The following is a 22,755-nucleotide window of genomic DNA, read 5'->3' as shown; positions in this document are numbered from 1 at the left end:
AGTGTGTGTGCCCGGCGTGCGCGCCTGCTCGGCCGCGCACGCACGCCGGGCAGCCTACCCGGACGGGGTCACCCGGCCGGAACGGTGTCCCAGAGGTCGCACCGGTGCGCGTCGTGCACCGTGGTGCTGATCCCGGTGCCGCCCTCGGACGCGGTGCGCAGGGAGAGCACCTGCCCGGGGCGGGTGCGCTGGTCGGGGGCGCCGGGCCCGCCGTCGGCGCGCGGCACACCGGTGCGGACGAACGATCCCCAGTACTGCTCCATCTGCCGGGCGAGCGCCCGCTGTTCCTTGTCGAGCGGCGATGCGAGACCGAAGTGCTTGAAGAGGTACTGGACTTCGTTGACGTGGGTCGCGCCGAAGTCGAAGTCGGTGTCCAGCTCGCGCAGCGACGCGAAGGGCGGCGAGGTGCGGTCGGCGAACTCGTAGGCGTAGACGGGTCCGCGGTGCGCCAGGGCCGTGTTCATGCGCAGGGCCGTGCAGGCGAACATCCGGTCACCGGTCGCCGCGCCGAACGCGTGCGTGGGCGAGGCGTGTTCCGTGAGCGGGTACGCCTTCAGGACACGGCCGCCCAGATCGGGGCCGTACGCCTCGGTGACCGCGCCGGGGTACCGCTCGGCGGTGAGCGGGGCGCCCGCGCCGTCGAACCGGGCGAAGGCGAAGAGGTTGCCCTCGTCGCTGTTGGCGCCGTTGAGCACGGGCACGCGGGCGGCGGCGCCGTTCTCGTACGCCTCCTTCGGCTGCACGGGCAGGAAGGCGCCACCGGTGACCGGCCCCCAGTCGAACCCGGCCTGCGCGGCGAGGATGTCCTTCGCGGGCTTCCTCCGCAGGCAGGCGAGCGCGGTCGCCGGGTCGGGGCAGCCCGCCTTCTTCGCGAAGGCGGCGCCGTCGCGGACCGCGGGCCCGCGCTCGCGGGCCGCGCAGTCGCCGTACGCCCCGCTCTCCACGATGCCCGCGCCGTACAGGCCGCGGGCGGTGGGCGAGGCGAGCAGGGTGCAGACGGAGCGGCCGCCTGCGGACTCGCCCGCGATGGTGACGCGGTGCGCGTCGCCGCCGAACCGGCCGATGTTGGCGCGCACCCAGCGCAGGGCGGCCTGCTGGTCGAGCAGTCCGTAGTTGCCGGAGACGCCGTCGGACGCCTCGCCGTCGAGGCCCGCGGCGGCGAGGAACCCCATGGCTCCGAGGCGGTAGTTGACGGTCACGACGACGGTTCCGGTCCGGCGGGCGAAGGTGTCGGGCACGATGTCCTCGCCCGCGCCCGCGGTGAGCCCGCCGCCGTGCAGCCACACCATCACGGGCCGCGGTCCCGCCGTGCGGCCCGCGGGCGCGTACACGTTCAGGTCGAGGCAGTCCTCGGTGTGGCTGGGGTTCTCGTACCCGGGGTCCCAACTGGCGCTCTGCACACAGCGGTTGCCGAATGACGCAGCCCCGCGCACGCCGCCCCAGGGCTTCACGGGGCGGGGTTCCTTCCAGCGCAGGTCGCCGACGGGCTGCCGCGCGTAGGGGATGCCGAGGAACTGCCTTCCCTCGTCCGTGGTTTCACCCCGCACCCAGCCCGCGTCAGTGCGCACCAGCGTGGAGTCCGCGGCCCGGGCCGGGAGCGGGACGAGTGAGGACGCGGCGGCCGCCGCCAGGACGGCGACGGCGGACGCGGCGCGACGTATCGCGATTCTCATGAACCGGCTCCCTTGACGACGGTGTGCGCGGAGAGGACCGACTCGCCTGCCGACACACCCACTTGGATGGCGCGCCGACCGGTCCCGAGGACCCAGCCGTGGCGTTCGGCGTCCCAGGCCGACAGGGTCCTGCGGTCGACATGGACGGTGACGCGCCGCCGCTGCCCGGCGCGCAGCGCGACCCGTTCGAAGCCGCCGAGCACCCGCTCGGCCTGCTCCATCGCGAGGTCCGGCGAAGGACCGACGTACACCTGGGCGACGGTGACGCCGTCCCGCCTCCCGGTGTTGCGCACGGTGAAGGTCACGTCCAGCCCCCGGCCCACCCTGCGCACCGACAGATCCCGGTAGTCGAAGGTGGTGTACGAGAGCCCGTGCCCGAAGGGGAAGAGCGGCCGCACCCCTTCGGCGTCGTACCAGCGGTAGCCGACGAGGACGCCCTCCGAGTACTCCTCCACACCGCCCACCCCGGGATAGCGCAGCGGATTGCCCGCCATCGAGTGGTGGTCGTCGTCCACCGGGAAGGACTGGGTGAGCCGGCCGCCGGGGTCGCAGTCGCCGAACAGGACGGCGGCGGTGGCGGCCGCGCCCTCCTGCCCGGGGTAGTACATCTGGAGCACGGCGGCGGTCCGCTCCAGCCACGGCATGGAGGTGGCCGACGACGTGTTGAGGACCACGGTGGTCCGGGGATTGGCGGCGGTCACCGCCCTGATCAGGTCCTCCTGGTGGCCGGGGAGCGCGACGGTCGTGCGGTCCTGGCCCTCGGTCGCGTCCTCGTACGCGAAGAGGACGACGCTGTGCGCGCCCCGTGCCGCCCGCACCGCCGCGGCGACGTCCGCGGCACGGGTTGCGCCGGTGATCCTGCGCAACCGGAACGTCTGGCCGCGGTCGCCGCCCTCGGCCCTGATCCGCAGCCGGTGCCCGGCGGAGGTGAGGGGCAGCGTCGCGCGCCGGACGTTCAGCCCGTCGGGCGCGGAGGAGACGAGGCCGCCGGAGAAGAACTCGCCGACGCCGGGCTGCTTCGGATAGAGCTCGACGCCGTCGAGCTCGACCTTCGGCCGCTCGCCCGAGTAGTGGATGACGAGCGTCCACTCGTCCGACTCGGCCGGGGTCAGCGTCCCGTCGTACGTCCACTCCTTGCCCGCGGCGACCCGCTGGCCCTCGGCGTCGAGACCGGGGCTGAGTTCGCGCCGCGGGATCGCCTTGCCGTAGAGGTCCTCGCCCAGCGCGTACGTGACGTCGGCGCCGCGTCCGGCACGTGCCCTGATGGCGTGGAGGGGGCTGTCCGCCCGGTCGGGGACCACGTGGGCGCTGCCGCCGCCGCTGACGAACGGGTGGCGTCCGGTGGGCCCGATGACGGCGATGTCGCGGGCGGCCCGGCCCTTCAGCGGCAGGGTCCCGTGGGCGTTGCGCAGCAGGGTGGCGCCCGCCTTCGCGACGTCGAGCGCGACCGCCGCCCCCGCCTTCGGATCACGTGCCGGACGGGGCGGGGCGCTCTTGTCGAGCAGGCCGAACCGTTCCATGACGCCGAGGACACGGCGGACGGAGCGGTCGACGTGCGGTTCGGGAACGGTGCCGTTCCTGACGGCCTTCTTGAGGGCGGCGCCGAAGTAGACGCCCTCGGGCATCTCCATGTCGAGGCCCGCGGCGAGGGCGGCGGCCGTGCTGTGCTGGGCGGTCCAGTCGGTCATCACCCACCCCTCGAAGCCCCAGCGCTCGCGCAGGATGTCGCTCAGCAGCGTCCTGTTCTCGCAGGCGAAAGTGCCGTTGACCTTGTTGTACGCACCCATGACGGCGCCGGTGCCCGCGGCGACGGCCGCCTCGAACCCGCGCAGCTCCGTCTCGTGCATGGTGCGCTCGTCGACCCGCACGTCGATGGACATGCGGTCCTTCTCCTGGTTGTTCAGGGCGAAGTGCTTGACGGTGGCGATGAGGCCCTCGCCCTGGATTCCCTTGATCTCCGCGGACACCATGTCGGCGGCGAGCAGCGGGTCCTCGCCGAAGGTCTCGAAGTTGCGTCCCGCGTACGGGGTGCGGATCAGGTTGACCATCGGGGACAGCAGGACGTCCTGTTTCAGGGCGCGCCCTTCGCGGCCGATGACCTGGCCGTACCTGCGGGCGAGGGCCGGGTCGAAGGCGGCGGCGAGCATGACGGGGGCGGGCAGCGCGGTGGCGCGGGCCGCGACGCGCACGCCCGCGGGCCCGTCGGCGAGCCGCAGCGGCGGGATGCCGAGCCGCGGCACGCCGGGAACGTAACCCGCCTGCCCGAGGGCCTCGGGGTCGGTGGCGCCGTGCAGCAGGGAGATCTTCTCGTCGAGGGTGAGCCTGCCGACGAGGGACTCGACGCGGGGGCCCGCGCCGGGGCCCTGTCTTGTGCGGGCGGCCGCGTGCGAGGGCACCGCCACTCCGGCGGTGGCCGCGGCGGCCACGGCGATCGCACCGCCGGCCAGCCCGAGGGCCGACCGCCGGGACACGGAACGGGACATGAGCCGTCACTTCCTTCTGTGCCTGGTGCGCGAACACGACTGTGCGAAACGAAGCGTGTACACGTGCCAATGGCGGGTCGTCGTTCGCCCTTTGAACGCACTATGCGACAGAAGGACTTGACACGCCGTTAGACACCACGAGGGGCGGCGGGAAAACTATGTCCGTGGATGACTCGTGTCAATGAGTTGAACAAGGCCCGTGGTTGCGTCCGGGGGACACAACCACGGGCCTGTGCGCATCTGTTCGAGTGAGCGGGGCGCTCAGCTGGGATTGTTGGGCCGCAGCGTCCACACCACCGTCATCTCGCCGGTGACGGCGCCGTCCTCGCGGCGGATCTCGATCGTGACCGGGAACTCGGGGCGCTCGCCCGCGTCGAGTTCGGCGATCACGTCGGTGGCCGGGCGGCCGAGGGTGGCGGTCGCCGTCACGGGGCCCATGGCCAGCTTCTTGTACGCGATCTCGGCGCTGACGGCCAGCGGGACCGCCCGCGACAGCTCCGCGCCGAACGCGGCGAGGACGATGGCCCCGCTCGCGGACTCGCCCAGCGTGAACATGGCGCCGGCGTGGGGTCCGCCGACGTGGTTGTGGTAGTCGCTCTGGTCGGGCAGGGCCACCACGGCCCTGTCCGGAGAGGTCTCCCGGAACTCGAGGTTCAGGGTCCGGGCCATCGGAACCGTGGCGGCGAGCATCTCGCCGATCGACATCTGGTCTGCGCTCATGGCCGCGATGTTACCCACGGGTAGCGATCCTTGGCCAGGACCTGCGCGCACGTGGATCACCGTCACCTAAGGTTGACGCCCATGTGGCATGGAGAGCAGCCGCCCGGGGGCGAGCAGGGACAGCACCGGCAGGGCCGGGACCAGCAGGAGCAGAACCCGTACCGGCAGCCGGGGTACCAGCAGCCCACCCCCTACGGGCAGCAGGCCCCGTGGAACGCCCCGACGATGCCCGGGGGCCCGCGGGGAGCGGCGCCCGAGCCTCCCGGCGGCGGCAGGGGCGGCGGCGACCGCACGAAGCTGATCGCCCTGGTCGCGGCCGGCGTCGTCGTCGTCGCCTCGGGCGTCACCGGCGCCCTGCTCCTGGGCGGCGACAAGGACGACTCCGCGAAGCCCGGCCCTGCGAAGTCCAGCGCCTCGCCGGACCCCACCGCCACGGCCACCGCCACCGCCAATCCGCGCACCGGGGACGGCATGCCCGAGCCGACCGTTCCCGGCTGGAAAGTCGTCGTCAATCCCAAGCTCGGCATCGCGTTCGACGTGCCCGCCGACTGGTCCCTGGAATCGCGGGACTGGGCCGGCGGAGTCGTGGAGGACAAGGACGCCGAGGACGACACGGCGCCGTTCCTCGCCGCCTACGCCGCTCCCGCCTACTTCAAGGAGAAGTGGTGTGTGAGCGACGACGACAAGGACGGCATCAAGGAGGACACGGCACTGGCGGCCGCGGGCACGCGCGGCGGGCGCGGGGTGAAGAGCACCGAGGAGGCCGCGCGGCACGACGCGGTCAACTGGGTCTACGGCGTCTACACGCAGCCGGACCGGAAGAAGGTGACGATGGGGCCGACCGAGACGTACACCACGGAATCCGGCCTCAAGGGCACGCTGGTGAGGGCGAGTTCGGCGGGCGCGAAGAAGCGGGGCACGTGCGGCTCGGACGGCAAGGCCACGGTGTTCGCCTTCAAGAACTCCGACGGCCGGTTCGCCTCCTGGTCCTTCCACGGCGCGACCGGGGTCAAGGGCGAACTGCCGGACGAGACGGTACGGGAGATCACCGCGACGGTGCGTCTGTACGAGCCCGTCCAGGACTGATCCCCGGGGAGTCCGGCGTGCATCCGGGGCCGTTGTGATCTTGTATGACCGGTCCCCGTATCGTGTCCGGCCATGTGGTCAGGACAGCAGCCGCCCGGGGGCGAGCAGAACCCGCAGGAACAGGGTCAGAACCCGAGTCAGAACCCGTACCAGCAGCCGGGGTACCAGCAGCCGAACCCCTACCAGCAGCCGGGCTATCAGGCGCCGAACCCCTACCAGCAGCCCAACGCGGCGCAGGCGGGCCAGTGGAGCGCTCCGACCGCGCCCATGGGGGTCCCGCAGGCGAGCGGCAGCGGTGGCGGCGGCGACCGCGGCGGACGCAACAAGGTCAAGATCGTCTCGATGGTGACGGCGGCCGCCGTCGTCGTCGCCGCGGGCGTCACCGGATACCTGGTGCTGAGCGGCGGGGACGACAAGGACACCAAGGCCGACTCCCCCGCGTCCGGCTCCCGGCAGCCGAGCCCCACGACCGGCGAAGGCTCCGACAGCGGGCGCGGCACGGACGACGGTCCGAAGCCGACCATCAAGGGCTGGCACGTCGTGGTGAACCCGAAATGGGGCACCGCTTTCGACGTGCCGCCGGAGTGGGAGGTGCAGAACCCCGGCTCGGCGATCGCCTTCGAGGACAACGAGACCGGCAAGCCGCTGATGACCATGTCGGCGCCCGCGTACCTCAAGTCCAAGTGGTGCGTCACGGACGACGACAAGGACGGCAGGACCGAGGACCACGAACTCGCCGCCGTGGGCACGAAGGGCGCCAACGGCGCGAAGAACACCGACGAGGTCGCGGTCAACCAGGTCGGCTGGTGGATATTCGCCGGCTACACCCAGCCGGACAAGAAGAGCTTCACGTCCGACGAGAAGGCACAGCCGTACACCACCAAGTCCGGCATCAAGGGCAGCATCGCCCGCGCCCGGTCGACGGACACCCCGATGAAGGGCAAGTGCGCGACGGACGGCAAGGCGATCACCTTCGGGTTCAAGAACGCGGCGGGCGAGTACGTCGCCTGGAGCCTCTACGGCGCCAGGGGCGTGAAGGACGAGATCCCCGAGGAGACGGTGATGAAGATCCTCAGCACGGTGCGCACCCACGGGGACCCGACGGAATCCTGACGCATTCCCCCCTTGCGCTCCGGTTCCTCCACGTTCTGCACGGGTTCTCCCCGTGTCGCCCGGCAGAGGCCCGTCCCACCGGGGCCGCGCATGGCACCAGGTCCCCCGCCCCTCTATGGTTACTGGCCATGTGGCCAGAAAATCAGCCGCCCGGGGGCGAGCAGAACCCGCAGGACCAGAGTCCGAACCCGTACCAGCAGCCGGGGTACCAGCAGCCGAACCCGTATCAGCAGCCGGGATACCAGCAGTCCGCGGGTGGCTACCAGCAGCAGGCGGGGGGCTACCAGCAGCCTGCGGGCGGCCAGCAGCCGCAACCGGGCGCGTACTCGCAGCCCGAGCAGTCGCACTGGGCGGTCCCGACGCCGCCGCCGGTGCCGCAGCAGCAGCCCGTCGGCGGGCCGGGCGGGGGCGGCGGGAACAAGACGAAGGTCACCGCCATCGTGGCGGCGCTCGCCGTGGTGGTGGCGGCGGGCGTCACCGGTTTCCTGGTCTTCGGCGGCGATGACGACAAGAACGACGAGGCGGGCCCGTCGAAGCCCGCGAAGTCCGAGAAGAAGGACCCGAGCCCGGCGCCGAGCGACGACGGGAACGCGCGCGACGCCGACGACGAGAAGCCCATGATCGACGGGTGGCAGGTCGTCGTGAACCCCAAGTGGGGCACCGCGTTCGACGTCCCGCCGGACTGGAAGGTCCAGACGCCGGACACCTTCATCGCCTTCGACGACCGCAAGGACGACGGCGCCAAGACCATCATCGGCATGTCCGCGCCGGCGATCCTCAAGGACAAGTGGTGCACGTCCGACGACGACAAGGACGGCGAGCCCGACGACACCTCGCTCGCCGCGGTCGGCACGAAGGGCCAGAACGGCGCCAAGAACACCAAGGACATCGCGCGCAACGACTCGGCGTGGTGGGTCTTCGGCGGCTACACCGAGCAGACCAAGGCCGACAAGAAGAAGATCAAGATCGGCGAGATCAAGGACTTCACCACCAAGGCCGGGATCAAGGGCAGCGTCGCCACGTCGACGACGTCCGGTGCCGCCACGTCGGCCAAGTGCGACTCCGAGGGCAAGGCCACCACGTTCGCCTTCAAGAACGGCGCGGGTGAATTCGTCGCCTGGACCCTCTACGGCGCGAAGGGCGTCAAGGAGGAGGTCTCCGACGATCTCGTGCAGCAGATCCTCGGCACGGTGCGGCTGAGCAAGGAGACACCGGAGGAGTCCGGCCGCTGAGGACGCCTCACCCGCGCGGGAGGTGCCTGAAACGGTTTGGCAAGTCGGCCGCCCGCCGGGGATAGTCCCGGGGTGACGACTCCCGCCTCCGCGCCGCGCCGCAAGCCCTCCTGGGCCGGCCGCAACTACACACTGCTGACCGCCGCCGCGATCGTGACGAACCTCGGAAGCCACGGGGCGTTGATCGCGGCGGCGTTCGCGGTCCTCGACGCGGGCGGCGACGGCGGGGACGTCGGCCTCGTCGCCGCCGCACGGACGCTGCCGCTCGTGCTGTTCCTGCTCATCGGCGGGGCGATCGCCGACCGGCTGCCGCGCCACCACGTGATGGTCGCCGCCAACGTCCTCAACTGCGTGTCGCAGGCGGCCTTCGCCGTGCTCGTCCTCGCGGGCGAGCCGCAGCTGTGGCAGATGATGCTGCTCGGCGGGCTCGGCGGCGCCGGCCAGGCCTTCTTCGGTCCCGCCGCCGAGGGCATGCTGATGTCGTCGGTCAGCGGCGAGCAGGTGGGCCGCGCGTTCGCGCTGTACCGCATGGCGATGCAGGGGGCCGGGCTCGGCGGGGCCGCCCTCGGCGGTCTGCTGGTCGCGGCGATCGGTCCTGGCTGGGTGCTCGCGGTGGACGCCGCGGCGTTCGCGCTCGCGGGGGCGCTGCGGTCCTTCCTCGACGTGAGCCACATCCCCGAGCGCGCGCCGGGCGAGGGGCTCATCGCCGACCTGCGGGACGGCTGGCGCGAGTTCACCGGGCGGCCCTGGCTGTGGTCCATCGTGGCGCAGTTCTCGGTGGTGGTGGCGGTGGTCGGCGCCGCGGAGTCGGTGTTCGGACCACTGGTGGCGCGGGACGAGCTCGGCGGTGCGGGGCCGTGGGGACTGGCCCTCGGCGCGTTCGGCGCGGGCACGGTCTGCGGGGCGTTCCTCATGATGCGGTGGAAGCCGCGGCGCCTGCTCTTCGCCGGCACCCTCTGCGTCTTCCCGCTGGCCGCTCCCTCGGCGGCGCTCGCCGTGCCGCTGCCGGTCGCCGGTCTCGCCGCGGTGATGTTCGTCAGCGGCGTCGCGATCGAGGTGTTCGGCGTCTCCTGGATGACCGCGATGCACCAGGAGATCCCCGAGGAGAAGCTGTCGCGCGTCGCCGCCTACGACTGGTTCGGCTCGATCGCGATGGTCCCGCTGGCCACAGCGCTCGCGGGACCGGCGGAGTCCGCGTTCGGCAGGACCCCGTCGCTGTGGGGCTGTGCGGCGCTGGTGGTCCTGGTGACGGCGGCCGTCCTCTTCGTCCCTGACGTACGCAACCTGACGCGGCGCACGACGCACGTCGCGTCGGCCGGGACACCGGCGGATGCCGTGCCGGACCCGGTCGCCGCCGCGGCCGAGGCGTCACCCGATGGAGAAGGCGCCGTCGGGCGGCTCGGGTGAGGGGACCGCTTCGCCGTCCCGCACCGGTCGCGCGTCCCCGATGAAGCGGCGCAGCCCATCACCGTGCTCGACCCGGGCGGGGAAGACGTCGGAGGCCGTCCGCCGGGCCAGGGTCCCGACGTCGATGGGGTGGTGCGCGGCGATCAGCACGGCGTTCCCGAAGCGGCGTCCGCGCAGCACCGACGGCTCGGCGATCAGCGCGAGCTCCTCGAAGACCTCGGCGAACGTGGCGAGTTGGGAGCGGAGGAAGGCGAACGGCGCGCCGTCGGCGAGGTTCGCGGTGTAGTGCCCGCCCGGACGCAGCACCCGGTCGGCGGTGCGCGCGTACGCCACCGTGGTGAGGTGCGCGGGGACGCGTGAGCCGCCGAAGACGTCGGCGACGACGATGTCGGCGCTGTCGTCGGGCGCCGCGTCGAGCCACTCCCTGGCGTCGGCGCCGTGTATGTCGACCCCGCTCCCCTTCTCCAACGGCAGGCGTTCGGCGACCAGTCGGAGCAGTCCCCTGTCGGCTTCGACCACCTGCTGCCGGGAGCCGGGGCGGGTGGCGGCGAGGTAGCGGGGCAGGGTGAGGGCGCCGCCGCCGAGGTGGGTGACGTCGAGCGGGGCGCCCGGCTCGGCCGCGGTGTCGAGGACGTGGGCGAGGCGGCGCGCGTACTCGAACTCCAGGTGGGTCGGGTCGTCCAGGTCGATGTACGACTGAGGCGCGCCGTCGACCGTGAGCAGCCAGGCGTGCTGCCGGTCGATGTCCGGCATGAGTTTGGCCGTGCCGTGGTCGACCTCCCGGGTCACCGGAACGGCCTCGTCGGCCTCCGTGCCCGCACTCCCGCCCGGGGCGTCCGCCCCGGCCCCGCCCTCGAACTCGTGCTCGTCCACGCCGTCCATTGTGCCCGCCCGCCCCGGGGGGCCGATCCCCCCGGGGCGGGCGTGACGGGCCGCGACCCGTCAGGCGACTCCGGTCACGGTGCCCGCGCCGACGGTACGGCCGCCCTCGCGGATCGCGAAGCCGAGGCCGGTCTCCAGCGGTACGTCACGGCCCAGCTCGACCGTCATCGTGACGGTGTCGCCGGGGCGGGCCACGGCGGCCTCGCCGAGGTCGACGTCGCCGACCACGTCCGCGGTCCTGATGTAGAACTGCGGCCGGTACCCGGTGGCGATCGGTGTCGTACGGCCGCCCTCGCGGGCCGACAGGACGTACACCTGCGCGGTGAAGCGCCGCCGCGGGGTGACGCTGCCGGGCGCCGCGACGACATGGCCGCGCCGTACGGCGTCGCGTGGCAGACCGCGCAGCAGCAGCGCCACGTTGTCGCCGGCCTGCGCCTCCTCCATCGGCTTGCCGAAGGTCTCCAGGCCGGTGACCACCGTCTCCGTGTCGGCGCCGAGGACCTCCACGCGGTCGCCGAGGCGGACGGTGCCGCGCTCCACGGCGCCGGTGACGACGGTGCCGCGCCCGGTGATGGTGAGCACGTTCTCGACGGGCAGCAGGAACGGCGCGTCGAGATAGCGCTCCGGCATCGGCACGTAGGTGTCCACCGCGTCGAGGAGGGCCTCGATCGCGGACGTCCACCGCGGGTCGCCCTCCAGGGCCTTCAGCCCCGAGACCCGTACGACGGGGACGGAGTCGCCTCCGTACCCGTTCGCGGAGAGCAGGTCACGGACCTCCAGCTCGACGAGGTCGGTGAGCTCCTCGTCACCGGCGTCGGCCTTGTTGAGCGCGACGACGATGTGGTCGACGCCGACCTGCCGGGCGAGCAGCACGTGCTCGGCGGTCTGCGGCATGATCCCGTCGAGCGCCGACACGACGAGGATCGCCCCGTCGAGCTGGGCGGCGCCGGTGACCATGTTCTTCACGTAGTCCGCGTGGCCGGGCATGTCCACGTGCGCGTAGTGCCGGGTGTCCGTCTCGTACTCGACGTGCGCGATGTTGATGGTGATGCCCCGCTGCGCCTCCTCGGGGGCGCGGTCGATGCGGTCGAAGGACACGTACTGGGTGCTGCCGCCGGTGCCGCGCTCGCTGAGGACCTTGGTGATGGCGGCGGTCAGGGTGGTCTTGCCGTGGTCGACGTGGCCCATCGTGCCGATGTTCAGGTGCGGCTTCGTACGGACGTAAGCGGTCTTGGACATGGTCGTTCCTTCTCCGGAACTCGAAGCTGTTGTCCCGGACCGGCGGATGCGCGCGGTCGGGACGGGGACCCCGGGGGCCGGACCGACCCTCCCCCTCGGGGGTCCGCCGGAATGTCCGGGGAGGGTCAGCTTCGGGTGCCGCCGAAGGCGTCGGGTGCGAGGACGGCCGACGTGGGGACGGCCGAGGTGGGGATGTCCGGCGTGGGGACGGCAGCCTTCGCAGCGCCCGCGACTGCGGGCGTGGCTGCGTGGAAGGCGTACCGGAACATGGACTGATCCTCACCGAAGAAATCGCCCACGTCGAATGATTTTCGCGCGAACCACGCGCTCTGCCGGACGAGTTGCCGTCCGCCGGGACGTCGTCAGCGCACCCGAGGGCTGCCCGCCCACACGGCGGGCGTGCGTCCGGCCCACGGGCTCGCCTGTTCGAGCTGCCCGGCGAGGCGGAAGAGCAGGCCCTCCTCCCCGTATCCGGCGGCGAACTGCATGCCGACCGGCAGCCCCGTCTCCGCGTCGGACGTCACCGGCACGGACATGGCGGGCGTGCCCGCGACGTTGAACGCCATCGTGAACGGCGAGCGCTCGTTGAGACGTTCGATCCAGCCGAACCCGTCCAGCGCCTCCGCGCCCTGCCCGTACTCGCCGAGGAACATGGGCGGTTCCGGCACGGTCGGGGTGAGCAGCAGGTCGTACGTGCCGAAGTACTCCGCCAGGCTTCGGGCGACGAGGTTGCGGACCGCGAGGGCGGCGACGAGCTGAGGGCCGGTGACCAGTTGCCCGTACCGGTGTCCGGCCAGCGTCACCGGTTCGAGGGTGGAGGTGTCGACGGGCCTGCCGGACGCGGCGGCCAGCCCGTCGACGGAGGCGGCGAGGTTCGACGCCATGATCCGGGCGTTGGCGAGCACGAACTCGTCCCAGCCGACGCCGAGCCCGACGCGCGCCTCGGTCACCCGGTGGCCGAGGGATTCGAGCAGTCGCACGGTCCGGGAGACGGCGTCGGCCACGGGCGCGGTGGTGCGGCGCCCGCCCCACGCCTGAGCGAGGACGCCGATGCGCAGCCGGCCCGGCGACCGGCCGACTTCGTCGGCGTACGGCCTGGACGGTCGGGGCGCGGAGTAGGGGTCGCCCGGTTCGGGGCCGCTGATCCGGTCCAGCAGGACCGCGCTGTCGCGCACCGTGCGGCTGACGCTGCCCTGCACGCCCAGGCCGTTGAAGATCTCGTCGAAGTCGGGGCCCGCGGAGACGCGGCCGCGGGTGGGCTTCAGCCCGAAGAGGCCGTTGTAGGCGGCGGGTATGCGGAGCGAGCCCGCGGCGTCCGTGGCGTGCGCGACGGGGACGATCCCGGCGGCGACGGCCGCGCCCGCTCCCCCGCTGGATCCACCGGCGCTGCGCCGCGGGTCCCACGGGTTGCGGGTCGGCCCGTGGAAGGCCGACTCCGTGGTGATGCTGTAGGCCATCTCCGGTGTCGTGGTACGCCCGAACGTCACCAGGCCGGCCCGCCGCAGACGCACCATCAGCGAGGAGTCGGCGCCCGGGACGTGTCCGGCCGCGAGCCTGCTGCCGAGCTCCATCCGCCTGCCGGCCATGGCGACCCCGAGGTCCTTGATCAGGAACGGGACGCCGGCCAGCGGCGCGCTGCCGTTGTCGGGGGAGGTCTCGTCGTCGGTGGCCCACGTCTCGACGACCGCGTTGATCTCCGGGTTCACCGCCCCCGCCGCCTCGCGTGCGGCCGCCGCCACTTCGGCGGGCGTCACTTCGCCCGCGGCCATCAGCTCCGCGAGCCCGACCGCGTCGTACTGCACGTATTCAGAAACTTTCATTGCGCACTCCTGATCGTCGACCGAACCACGGACTCCGTATGGATACCGAACAGAACCATACGATACCGATCGGTATCGCAAGGACCTGGCTGGTACCGTAGCAGCCATGACAGCGACCCCCAGCAGGCCGAGCAGGGTGGCCAAGCTCCCGCCTCGCGAGCGCATCCTCGACGCGGCGGAGGAGCTCTTCCAGAGCGAGGGCATCCTTCGGGTGGGCGTCCAGGCGATCGCCGACCGGGCCGAGACCACGAAGGCGGCGATCTACCGGCACTTCGAGACGAAGGACGCGCTGGTCGCGGAGTGGCTGCGGATCGTCGCCGCCGAGTACCGGGCCGCATTCGACCGGGTCGGGGCCGCGCACCCCGACGACCCCGGGGAGCAGATCCTGGGACTGGCCCGCTTCATCGCCGAGGGACTGCCCACGCTGTCGTACCGGGGCTGCCCGTTCATCAACTCCCTCGCCGAACTGCCCGACCGCTCGCATCCCGCCCGGCAGGTGATCGAGGAGCACAAGGCAGACCAGACCCGGCGACTGATCGCCCTGTGCGAGAGGGCCGGACTGCCCGACCCCGGACAGACCGCGGCCGAGATCACGTTCCTGCTGGAAGGCGCGCAGGTCAGCACGCAGAACGGCAGTGTCGACCAGGTCGGGGAGCGCCTGATGCGCATCGTGGAGGGACTGCTCGACCGGCGTCGGGCCCAGGCGGAGTCCTGACGTCAGACATTCTTCAGCTGTTCTTCAGCCGTTCTCAGCTGTTCTTCAGCGCTTCCCGCATCGAGAGCGGCGACAGCCGGTCCCCTTCCCGGGCCACGAAGGCACGCACGGCCTCCGGGTCGGTCTTCGCGTACTCCCGCAGACACCAGCCGATGGCTTTCCTGATGAAGAAATCGGGGTGCCCCGACTGGCGTACGCAGTAGGCGAAGAGCCGCTCCACGTCAGTGTCCGCCTTGTGACGCAGCTGGTGGAGGAGGGCCGTCCGGGCCACCCACAGGTCGTCGTCCTCGATCCATTCGTCCATGACGGTCCGCAGCTCCGGATCCGCCGCGACCAGGCCGCCGACGACGTGCGCGGCGAGCGCGTCGACCGTGTCCCACCAGGAGTGCGTCGCCACGAGCTGCCGGACGACGGGCAGGAAACCGGACGAGCAGCGCTTCACATGGCGGCGCAGATAGTCGACGGCGAAGTAGGCGTACTCCCGCTCCGGCAGTTCCCAGCAGCGCAGCGCGATCGCCGTGCAGTCTTTTTCGTCGGGACGCGGCGTACCCGCGAGGACCGTTCGGGACAGGTCGCGGCGCACCGGTGAGGTCAGGCCGAGGAAGGGGGCGATGTCCTTCATGTACGCCCTCATCTGCACGGACCGTTCCGGATCGGCCGCCTCCGAGTAGGTCGTGACGAGCCGTTCGAGCACCGTGTCGGCGAGGTCGCTGCTCGGCACGGCCGTCGGGACTGTGACGCTCATGAGACGCACCATACGGCGATCAGTCACATGAGCCGGTTACTCTTCCCGAATGTTCGAGACCGCCACCGCCCGCCCGCAGGGCCTCGCCGTGCGCTGCGCCAGGGCTCTGCTCTCGCCGTGGTCGCGGCTGTCGCTGCTCCTGGTGCTGCTGGCCGCGGCGGCCACCTGCGTCCTGGTCTTCGAGCCGCAGCGCGTCCTCTCCGACGGCTGGCCCGCGCAGTTGGGCGGCGCCACGGCGGTGGCCCTGTACGCGGTGGCGTACGGAGTCTGCACCGCCGCGTTCGTGCCGCGTCCGCTGCTCAATCTGGCGGCGGGCGCGCTCTTCGGCTCGCAGGTGGGCCTCGTCGCGGCGATCGCCGGCACGGTGTTCGGCGCCGGCATCGCCTTCGGCCTCGGCCGGATGCTGGGCCAGGACGCGCTGCGGCCACTGCTGCGGGGGCGCTGGCTGAAGGCCGCGGACGGCCAGCTCAGCCGGCACGGGTTCCGCTCGATGCTGGCGGTGCGGCTGTTCCCCGGCGTGCCGTTCGCCGCGGCCAACTACTGCGCTGCGGTGTCCCGCATGGGCTGGCTGCCGTTCCTGCTCGCGACGGGCCTCGGGTCGATTCCCAACACGGCGGCGTACGTGATCGCCGGGGCCCGCGCGTCGACGCCGACGTCGCCCGTCTTCCTGATCGCGATGGGATTCATCGCGGTGACGGGCCTTGGCGGGGCGGCCGTGGCGTGGTTCAAGCGCCACCACTTCCGCGACCGCTGAGCTGACATTCACCTCTCCTTGTGCCTGCGACGGGTCCTCTGCCTGCGACGGGTCCTCGAACACCTCTTCGGCCATGAACTGGTCCCGGTGGTCACCTGTTCGGCCTGCGGCGACACGGTCCAGCACGACGGTCTCACCGCGCATCCGCAGGCACCGGGACGGACGACGGCGGGCCCGGCGCCACAGCCGCCGGTCGGCCCTGCCGCCGTCCCGTAACCCTGGCCCGCTACGCTGCCCCCACGACGGGGACGTGATCGCCCCGCGCTCCCACGTCCGCGAGCTCTCGACCCACCCTTCGGCCCCGCTTCCTTCAGCCCTGCCTCAGCCACGCCCCTATATGACCGCTACGACCGCACTTGCGGCCTGATGATCAGTACTTGGACGGCGCAGTTTTCATGTCTTGGCTTGAATCCTTCATCCTCGGGCTCGTCCAGGGGCTGACCGAGTTCCTCCCGATCTCCTCCAGCGCGCACCTGCGCCTGACCGCGGCGTTCGCGGGCTGGCACGATCCGGGGGCCGCGTTCACCGCGATCACCCAGATCGGCACGGAGGCCGCGGTGCTGATCTACTTCCGCAAGGACATCGCCCGCATCCTGTCGGCGTGGTTCGGTTCGCTCTTCGGCAAGGTGCCGCGCTCGGACCACGACGCGCAGATGGGCTGGCTGGTCATCGTCGGCTCGATCCCGATCGGCGTCCTCGGCGTGACATTCAAGGACCAGATCGAGGGCCCGTTCCGCGATCTGCGCCTGATCGCCACGACGCTGATCGTGATGGGCATCGTCCTCGGCATCGCCGACCGCCTGGCGGCCCGCGACGAGACGGGCGGCAAGCACCGGGCGGTCCGGGAACGCAAGAGCCTCAAGGAACTCGGCGTCAGGGACGGCCTGATCTACGGCCTCTGCCAGGCGATGGCCCTGATCCCCGGCGTCTCGCGCTCGGGCGCCACGATCAGCGGCGGCCTCCTCATGGGCTACACCCGCGAGGCCGCGGCCCGCTACTCCTTCCTCCTCGCCATCCCCGCGGTCCTGGCGTCCGGAGTCTTCGAACTGAAGGACGCGGGCGAGGGCCACGTCTCCTGGGGCCCGACGATCTTCGCCACGATCATCGCGTTCGTGGTCGGCTACGCGGTGATCGCCTGGTTCATGAAGTTCATCACCACGAAGAGCTTCATGCCGTTCGTCTACTACCGCGTCCTGCTCGGCATCGTGCTCTTCGTCCTGGTGGGCGTCGGGGAACTGAGCCCGCACGCGGGCGAGTCGGCGGGCTAGGGCCTGTGTCCACGGTGCTCGCCGTGGTCAGGTCCGCCTCCGCGACCGGCGCCGCAGTAGCCGGGTACACCACGAAGGCAGTCGCGGCTTCGCGACGCTCGGACGGTTGTCGTGTCGAGATCGCGGCGTCGGCTCCGTCCTGGGTGTATCAGTGGCCATAGACAGGCCACACGAACCGAAAGGGGCATCACCATGACGCTTCAGCGGATGGACAACATCGCCATCGTCGTCGAAGACCTGGACGCCGCCATCGCCTTCTTCGGCGAGATCGGCATGGAACTGGAGGGCACCGCGCAGATCGAGGGGCTCTACGCGGACCGCACCGTCGGACTCGACGGCGTACGCAGCGACATCGCCATGATGCGCGTCCCCGGCGGTCAGGGAAGCCGACTGGAGCTGACGAAGTTCCACGCACCCGCGGCGGTGGGCGGCGGATCCCCCAGTCCGTCGCCCAACACCCTGGGCCAGCACCGCGTCATGTTCGCCGTCGACGACATCGACGACACCATCGCCCGCCTGCGCCCCCACGGCGCCGAACTCCTCGGCGAGGTCGTCCGGTTCGAGAACAGCTACCGCCTCTGCTACCTCCGCGGTCCCGTGGGCATCATGGTCGCCCTGGCCGAACAGATCGGCTGATGTCGCGGCGCTCATTCGGTCACGTGGCGCAGGTGTGCGGTAGCTGACAGTTCCGATTGTCGTAGCCATCCCCTAGGCTTGGCGCCATGCCCTTAACCCCTCAACCCCATGGTTCCGTGCGCTCTTCCGCCGAGCTGAACGAGCGGATCCGCGGCCTGTGGCTGCGCGCAGGCGGTCGGCTCTCCGCCGAACAGCGCAGAGAGTACGAGCAGTTGGTGACGGAGTGGGCCGCCGCTGTCCGCGAGGAGATCGTGAAGGCCGCGTAGCCGCTCCTTCCGCGCGTATCCCTGCGCCCATTCCTGCACGCCCCTTGGCTCCCCACCTCCCGTGCCCAACACTGAGCCGATGACGCAGCGCGTGGAACTCGCCGCCGTGATCGACCGGTTGGCCGTCGATGCCCTCATCACCGAGTACGCGGTGGCAGTCGACGACGGCGACTGGACCGCCTACCGACAGCTCTTCGCTCCCGAAGGACGCGCCGACTACCGCTCCGCGGGCGGCATCGAAGGAGGAGCCGACGAGATCACCGCATGGCTGTCCGAGACGATGCGGATGTTCCCGATGCGCCAGCACCTGATCACCAACCGCAGGCTGGAGTTCGGGACGCTGGAACAGGACATCGACGACGTCGCCCGTGTCCAGGCCGACTACGTGAATCCGATGCGGTTCGCGCAGCAGCATGCGGGCTCGACAGCGGCCGCCGAGCCCGCGACCGCGCCGGACTTCGTCTGCGGCGGCCGCTATGCCTTCACCCTGGTGCGTACGCACAGTGGCTGGCGGTTGCGCCAAGTGGTGGTCACGGAGAAGTGGCGCCGACTGGCTGCCCGGCCCCGGGAAGCAGCCTCCGAGGCCTGAACCGCCTCGTCGGTCCTCCACTTGCTCGACCCACTGTCCTAGATCGTCTACGTCGCGCACACTGGTCGTACGACCGGGCGTCGGGGACCGAGGGAGGCGCTGCATGGAGCTGTCCGGCGACGACCGGCGGGAGCCGAAGGACGAACGAGGCGGGCCGGACGGACGACGCGAGCGGTACCGGCAGCGCGCCGCCCGGCTGCTCGCGTCCCGCTGGTGGCGCGGCGGCATCGCCGTCACCGTGGGCGCGCTGCCCGCTCTCGCCTTCCCCGCCCCGTCGCTGTGGTGGTTCGCGTACGTCGCTCTCGTGCCGTGGATGCTCCTGGCGCGGTCGGCCCCGACTCCCCGCCGCGCCGCGCTCGACGGCTGGCTGGGCGGCCTCGGCTTCATGGTGGCCGTGCACCACTGGCTGCTGCCGAGCCTTCACGTGTTCACCGTCGTGATCGCCGCGCTGCTCGGGCTGCTGTGGGCGCCCTGGGGTTGGCTGGTGCGGCGGCTGCTCGGCGGCGGTGCACCGGGGCCGGGCCGGGCCGCCGCCGCGCTCGTCGTGCTGCCCTCGGGATGGCTGATGGTCGAACTGGTCAGGTCCTGGGAGGGGCTCGGCGGGCCGTGGGGTCTGCTCGGCTCCAGCCAGTGGCAGGTGCCGCCCGCGCTGCGACTCGCCTCGGTGGGCGGAGTGTGGCTGGTCAGCGCGTTCGTCGTGGTCCTGAACACGGGGGTCGCGCTGCTCGCCGTGGCGGGGGCGGCGCGGGTGGCGACACCGCGGTCGGCCACTTCTCCCGCACGGTCCGGCGTGCCGACCGGGCGCACGTCCACCACCCTCCCAGCACGGGCCGACGTGCCGACCGGGCCCACGTCCACCGCTTTCCCCGCCCTCGCCGGCATCCTCACCGTCGCCACCGCCGCGGCGGCCGCCTGGGCCTGGGCTCCCCGCCCCGAACCCGCGGGCCACACCCGCGTCGCCGTCGTCCAGCCCAGCATCATCGCGGACGGCATCGCGAGCGCCGACAAGCGCCTGGCGCGCGAGGAGGCACTGACCCGGACGCTGGTGGGCCGCGACCCCGACCTCGTCGTCTGGGGCGAGAGCAGTGTCGGGTTCGACCTGGCCGACCGGCCGGACGTCGCCCGCCGAATAGCCGCGCTCTCCCGCGAGGTGGGCGCGGACATCCTGGTGAACGTCGACGCGCGCCGCTCCGACCGGCCCGGGATATTCAAGAGTTCCGTCCTGGTGGGGCCGGACGGGCCGACCGGCGACCGTTACGACAAGATGCGGCTCGTGCCCTTCGGCGAGTACATTCCGGCCCGCTCCCTGCTCGGCTGGGCCACATCCGTCGGCAAGGCCGCGGGCGAGGACCGCAGGCGCGGCGACCACCAGATGGTGATGCGCACCGGCCGCGACATCCGGCACGAGGAGGGCCACGGCCGCGATCACGGCCTCCGCATCGGCCCCCTCGTCTGCTTCGAGTCCGCGTTCCCCGACATGAGCCGCCGGCTCACCCGGGACGGGGCTCAGTTGCTGCTCGCCCAGTCCGCCACGTCGTCGTTCCAGAACAGCTGGGCGCCCCGGCAGCACGCGTCGCTCGCGGCGGTAAGGGCCGCGGAGACCGGGCGCCCCATGGTGCATGCCACGCTCACCGGCGTCTCCGCGGTGTACGGCCCGGAGGGTTCGCGCGTCGGCAGCACGATCGGCACCTCCGCGAGCGCTGCGGCCCTCTACGACGTGCCACTGGCCACCGGCGAGACGGCTTACGTCAAGTGGGGCGACTGGCCCGTGCACACCGCGCTGCTCGTACTCCTCGCGCTGGGCCTGACCGAGGGCCTGCGAACCCTCAGGCGGAACTCCGGCAGGACCGCTCCCGGAGCCCCCGGAACCCCCGGAGCCGGAGCCCCCGAGCCCCCTACCCCCGGCCCCGCTCCTGAGCCGCCCGCACCACACGCTCGCACAGCTCATGGGTCGCCAGCGCGTCCCGGGCGCTGAGCAGCTTGCCCGCGCGCACGGCGTCCAGGAAGGACAGCACGACCTGCTCGATGCCGCGCTGACGCGCCACCGGGACCCAGTCGCCGCGCCGCCGCACGCTGGGCTGGCCCTTGTGGTCGACGATCTCGGCGAGGTTGATCACCTGCCGCTTGGTGTCCTGGCCCGAGACTTCGAGGATCTCCTCGGTGGAGCCGCTCAGCCGGTTCATCATGCCGATCGCGACGAACCCGTCGCCCGCGAGCTGCACGACCACGTGGTGCATGAGCCCGTCCTCGACGCGGGACCGCACCGTGACGTCGTCGATCGGTCCCGGCGCCAGGAACCGCAGCGTGTCCAGGACGTGGATGAAGTCGTCGAGCACGAGCGTGCGCGGGTCCTCGGGCAGCCCCACGCGGTTCTTCTGCATGAGGATCATGTCGCGGGGGTGCTCGACGCACTGCGCGTAGCCGGGCGCGAAGCGGCGGTTGAAGCCGACCGCGAGGCTGACGCCGCGCTCCTCCGCGAGGCGCACGAGACGCTCGGAGTCGGCGAGTTCGTACGCGATGGGCTTGTCGACGTACGTCGGCACGCCCGCCTCGACGAGCCGGGTGACGATCTCCGGGTGCACGGCCGTCGGCGCGTGCACGAACGCGGCGTCGAGGTCCTGGGCGAGCAGGGCGTCGAGGTCGGTGTGGCAGCGGGAGTCCGGGACGTGGTGGACACCGGCGACCCGGGCGAGGGTGGCGGGCGTGCGCGTCTGCAGGTGCAGTTCGACCCCGGGCAGGGTGGTGAGGACGGGCAGGTACGCCTTCTGCGCGATGTCGCCGAGTCCGATGCAACCGATCTTCACCACTGTTCTCCATTCTGCTGTCCGCCTACCGACGACTGTCGCCCGCCTGCTGTCGCTCGGCGGCTCCGGTCGTCGTTCCCGCAGCATACGGGGGTCGCGGGGGACGCCAGTCGGCGATGGAGGAGAAGCTGCGCAGGACGAAGTCGGGGCCGAGACGCGTCGCCGTCGAGATCAGGGCGTTCCGTACGCCGATGAGCGGGCCGCTCGTGAGGTGCGTGAGGCGGGCGGCCCGCGCGGCACGCCGGACGATCCCGGTGGTGCGGGGGACGCGGGCCGCGCTGTAGGCGGCGAGGCACGCGGCGAGGTCGGCGCCGGGCACCACGTGGTGGGCGAGGACGACGGCGTCCTCGATGGCCTGGTTGCCGCCCTGGCCGAGGCTCGGTGCCATGGCGTGCGCGGCGTCGCCGAGGAGGGCGACGCGGCCGCGGTGGTACGCGGGGAGCGGCGTCGTCAGGTGACGGACGTCGTTGCGCAGGATGTCCTCGGTCCTGACGGCGGCGATCAGGCCGGGGATCGGGTCGTGCCAGTCGGCGAAGCGGCGTCGGAGCTCCGCCTTCTCGCTGTCGGGCGCCTTGCCTCCCTCGGGCAGCCGGGCGGTGGCGTACGCGTACACCCTGCCGTCCTTCAGCGGGTGCGTGCCCCAGACACCCCCGCGCCCCCAGGTCTCGTGCGGGGTGAAGGGCCGGTCAGGGGCCGGGATGACGAATCGCCAGGCGGTGAAGCCCGCGTACACGGGCCCGGGGTGGGCCGGGAACAATGCCGTGCGGACGCCGGAGTTGATGCCGTCGGCGCCGACGACGAGGTCCGCCTCGATGTCGCCGGCGTCCGTGGTGACGACGGCGGGGCGGTCGGCGGAGCCGGGATCCGTGAGGCGGGCCGCCGTGCCCGTGCGCAACGATTCCTCGGGCAGCGCGGAGACCAGCAGGTCGACGAGAGTCGCGCGGTGCAGCATGACGAGCGATCCGCCGTACGTCCCCTCGGCCGCGGCGGCGCTCGTCCGCACCAGCCACCGGCCGTTCTGCGCGCGCAGCCCGCCGTCGCCCTCCCAGGCGGCGAGCGCGCGGACCCTGCCACCGAGGCCGAGGACGTCCAGGGCGCGCTGGGAGTTGGGCGCGAGGCCGATGCCCGAGCCGACGGGCTCCAGGGAGGCCGCGCGCTCCAGGACGGTGACCCGCCAGCCCGATGCGTGCAGCCCGATGGCCGCGGCGAGTCCGCCGATGCCGCCGCCGACGACGACCGCGTGGGGCTGGCGGTTCCGGGCCTGGTCCATGGCTCCTCCTGGGCACTGCGGGTGCGATGCGCCCACTACAGGTGTAGTGAGCG

Annotated in this window: 21 protein-coding genes; 11 read left to right on the top strand and 10 right to left on the bottom strand. The window is 72.2% G+C overall.

Annotated elements, in window-relative coordinates; all coding sequences use genetic code 11:
* Nucleotides 1–68: 68 nt before the first annotated feature.
* The 3 genes from DEJ48_RS33690 to DEJ48_RS33680 form a co-directional block, all read right to left on the bottom strand.
* Nucleotides 69–1,673, bottom strand: coding sequence for a carboxylesterase/lipase family protein (locus DEJ48_RS33690; protein WP_150219919.1), 1,605 nt, complete (start codon nt 1,671–1,673; stop codon nt 69–71).
* Nucleotides 1,670–4,156: a beta-glucosidase family protein gene (locus DEJ48_RS33685; RefSeq protein ID WP_150219918.1), complete on the bottom strand. Its 2,487-nt coding sequence runs from the start codon at nt 4,154–4,156 to the stop codon at nt 1,670–1,672. The genes DEJ48_RS33690 and DEJ48_RS33685 overlap by 4 nt, the downstream gene beginning before the upstream one ends.
* A 261-nt stretch (nt 4,157–4,417) precedes the next feature.
* Nucleotides 4,418–4,876 (bottom strand): DUF4442 domain-containing protein, encoded by a 459-nt coding sequence (locus DEJ48_RS33680; RefSeq protein WP_190537754.1) that lies wholly within the window; start codon nt 4,874–4,876, stop codon nt 4,418–4,420.
* Nucleotides 4,877–4,957: 81 nt separating this feature from the next.
* Between DEJ48_RS33680 and DEJ48_RS33675 the strand changes: the two genes are divergently transcribed.
* The 4 genes from DEJ48_RS33675 to DEJ48_RS33660 all read left to right on the top strand — a co-directional run bounded on the left by DEJ48_RS33675 (nt 4,958) and on the right by DEJ48_RS33660 (nt 9,714).
* Complete coding sequence (locus tag DEJ48_RS33675) at nt 4,958–5,962, top strand: hypothetical protein (protein ID WP_150219917.1); 1,005 nt, start codon at nt 4,958–4,960, stop codon at nt 5,960–5,962.
* Nucleotides 5,963–6,034: 72 nt separating this feature from the next.
* Nucleotides 6,035–7,075, top strand: a complete 1,041-nt coding sequence (locus DEJ48_RS33670) for a hypothetical protein (protein WP_150219916.1) — start codon at nt 6,035–6,037, stop codon at nt 7,073–7,075.
* A gap of 128 nt (nt 7,076–7,203) precedes the next feature.
* On the top strand, nt 7,204–8,307 hold the full coding sequence (locus DEJ48_RS33665; RefSeq protein WP_150219915.1) for a hypothetical protein: 1,104 nt from the start codon (nt 7,204–7,206) through the stop codon (nt 8,305–8,307).
* Nucleotides 8,308–8,343: 36 nt separating this feature from the next.
* Nucleotides 8,344–9,714, top strand: coding sequence for an MFS transporter (locus DEJ48_RS33660; protein ID WP_411757506.1), 1,371 nt, complete (start codon nt 8,344–8,346; stop codon nt 9,712–9,714).
* Here the strand turns inward: DEJ48_RS33660 and DEJ48_RS33655 are convergent.
* The 4 genes from DEJ48_RS33655 to DEJ48_RS33645 all read right to left on the bottom strand — a co-directional run bounded on the left by DEJ48_RS33655 (nt 9,676) and on the right by DEJ48_RS33645 (nt 13,655).
* Complete coding sequence (locus DEJ48_RS33655; RefSeq protein WP_150221548.1) at nt 9,676–10,467, bottom strand: spermidine synthase; 792 nt, start codon at nt 10,465–10,467, stop codon at nt 9,676–9,678. The genes DEJ48_RS33660 and DEJ48_RS33655 overlap by 39 nt on opposite strands.
* A 189-nt stretch (nt 10,468–10,656) precedes the next feature.
* Nucleotides 10,657–11,835 carry an elongation factor Tu gene (gene tuf / locus DEJ48_RS33650; RefSeq protein WP_150219913.1) on the bottom strand — a complete coding sequence of 393 codons (1,179 nt, stop codon included), beginning with the start codon at nt 11,833–11,835 and terminating at the stop codon, nt 10,657–10,659.
* Between the two features lie 125 nt (nt 11,836–11,960).
* Nucleotides 11,961–12,104 (bottom strand): hypothetical protein, encoded by a 144-nt coding sequence (locus DEJ48_RS39910; RefSeq protein WP_190537749.1) that lies wholly within the window; start codon nt 12,102–12,104, stop codon nt 11,961–11,963.
* Between the two features lie 93 nt (nt 12,105–12,197).
* Nucleotides 12,198–13,655, bottom strand: a complete 1,458-nt coding sequence (locus DEJ48_RS33645) for an amidase (protein ID WP_150219912.1) — start codon at nt 13,653–13,655, stop codon at nt 12,198–12,200.
* 106 nt (nt 13,656–13,761) lie between these two features.
* On the opposite strand from DEJ48_RS33645, the gene DEJ48_RS33640 reads away from it, so the two are divergent.
* Nucleotides 13,762–14,370 carry a TetR/AcrR family transcriptional regulator gene (locus DEJ48_RS33640; protein WP_150219911.1) on the top strand — a complete coding sequence of 203 codons (609 nt, stop codon included), beginning with the start codon at nt 13,762–13,764 and terminating at the stop codon, nt 14,368–14,370.
* Between the two features lie 34 nt (nt 14,371–14,404).
* Here DEJ48_RS33640 and DEJ48_RS33635 read toward each other — a convergent pair whose 3' ends face one another.
* Entirely contained in the window at nt 14,405–15,115 is a 711-nt protein-coding gene (locus DEJ48_RS33635; protein ID WP_150219910.1) for a DNA alkylation repair protein, read from the bottom strand.
* Nucleotides 15,116–15,164: 49 nt separating this feature from the next.
* On the opposite strand from DEJ48_RS33635, the gene DEJ48_RS33630 reads away from it, so the two are divergent.
* The 6 genes from DEJ48_RS33630 (at nt 15,165) to lnt (ending at nt 20,603) form a co-directional block, all read left to right on the top strand.
* Nucleotides 15,165–15,869, top strand: a complete 705-nt coding sequence (locus tag DEJ48_RS33630) for a TVP38/TMEM64 family protein (protein ID WP_150219909.1) — start codon at nt 15,165–15,167, stop codon at nt 15,867–15,869.
* Nucleotides 15,870–16,264: 395 nt separating this feature from the next.
* Nucleotides 16,265–17,137 carry an undecaprenyl-diphosphate phosphatase gene (locus DEJ48_RS33620; RefSeq protein WP_150219907.1) on the top strand — a complete coding sequence of 291 codons (873 nt, stop codon included), beginning with the start codon at nt 16,265–16,267 and terminating at the stop codon, nt 17,135–17,137.
* Between the two features lie 192 nt (nt 17,138–17,329).
* Entirely contained in the window at nt 17,330–17,773 is a 444-nt protein-coding gene (locus DEJ48_RS33615; RefSeq protein WP_150219906.1) for a VOC family protein, read from the top strand.
* A gap of 116 nt (nt 17,774–17,889) precedes the next feature.
* Nucleotides 17,890–18,039 (top strand): hypothetical protein, encoded by a 150-nt coding sequence (locus tag DEJ48_RS33610; RefSeq protein WP_385938417.1) that lies wholly within the window; start codon nt 17,890–17,892, stop codon nt 18,037–18,039.
* Between the two features lie 79 nt (nt 18,040–18,118).
* The gene (locus DEJ48_RS33605) at nt 18,119–18,628 is read left to right on the top strand and encodes a nuclear transport factor 2 family protein (RefSeq protein ID WP_150219904.1); all 510 of its coding nucleotides are present in this window, start codon (nt 18,119–18,121) and stop codon (nt 18,626–18,628) included.
* 103 nt (nt 18,629–18,731) lie between these two features.
* Nucleotides 18,732–20,603, top strand: coding sequence for an apolipoprotein N-acyltransferase (gene lnt, locus DEJ48_RS33600; protein WP_150219903.1), 1,872 nt, complete (start codon nt 18,732–18,734; stop codon nt 20,601–20,603).
* Here the strand turns inward: lnt and DEJ48_RS33595 are convergent.
* On the bottom strand, nt 20,524–21,432 hold the full coding sequence (locus tag DEJ48_RS33595) for a Gfo/Idh/MocA family protein (RefSeq protein ID WP_150219902.1): 909 nt from the start codon (nt 21,430–21,432) through the stop codon (nt 20,524–20,526). The two genes, lnt and DEJ48_RS33595, sit on opposite strands and share 80 nt — an antisense overlap.
* Nucleotides 21,433–21,457: 25 nt before the next feature.
* Nucleotides 21,458–22,702, bottom strand: a complete 1,245-nt coding sequence (locus tag DEJ48_RS33590) for an FAD-dependent monooxygenase (RefSeq protein ID WP_150219901.1) — start codon at nt 22,700–22,702, stop codon at nt 21,458–21,460.
* Nucleotides 22,703–22,755: the final 53 nt, after the last annotated feature.

Source organism: Streptomyces venezuelae (assembly GCF_008642315.1).
GTDB lineage: Bacteria > Actinomycetota > Actinomycetes > Streptomycetales > Streptomycetaceae > Streptomyces > Streptomyces venezuelae_D.
This window is presented reverse-complemented; position numbering and strand designations above follow the sequence as displayed.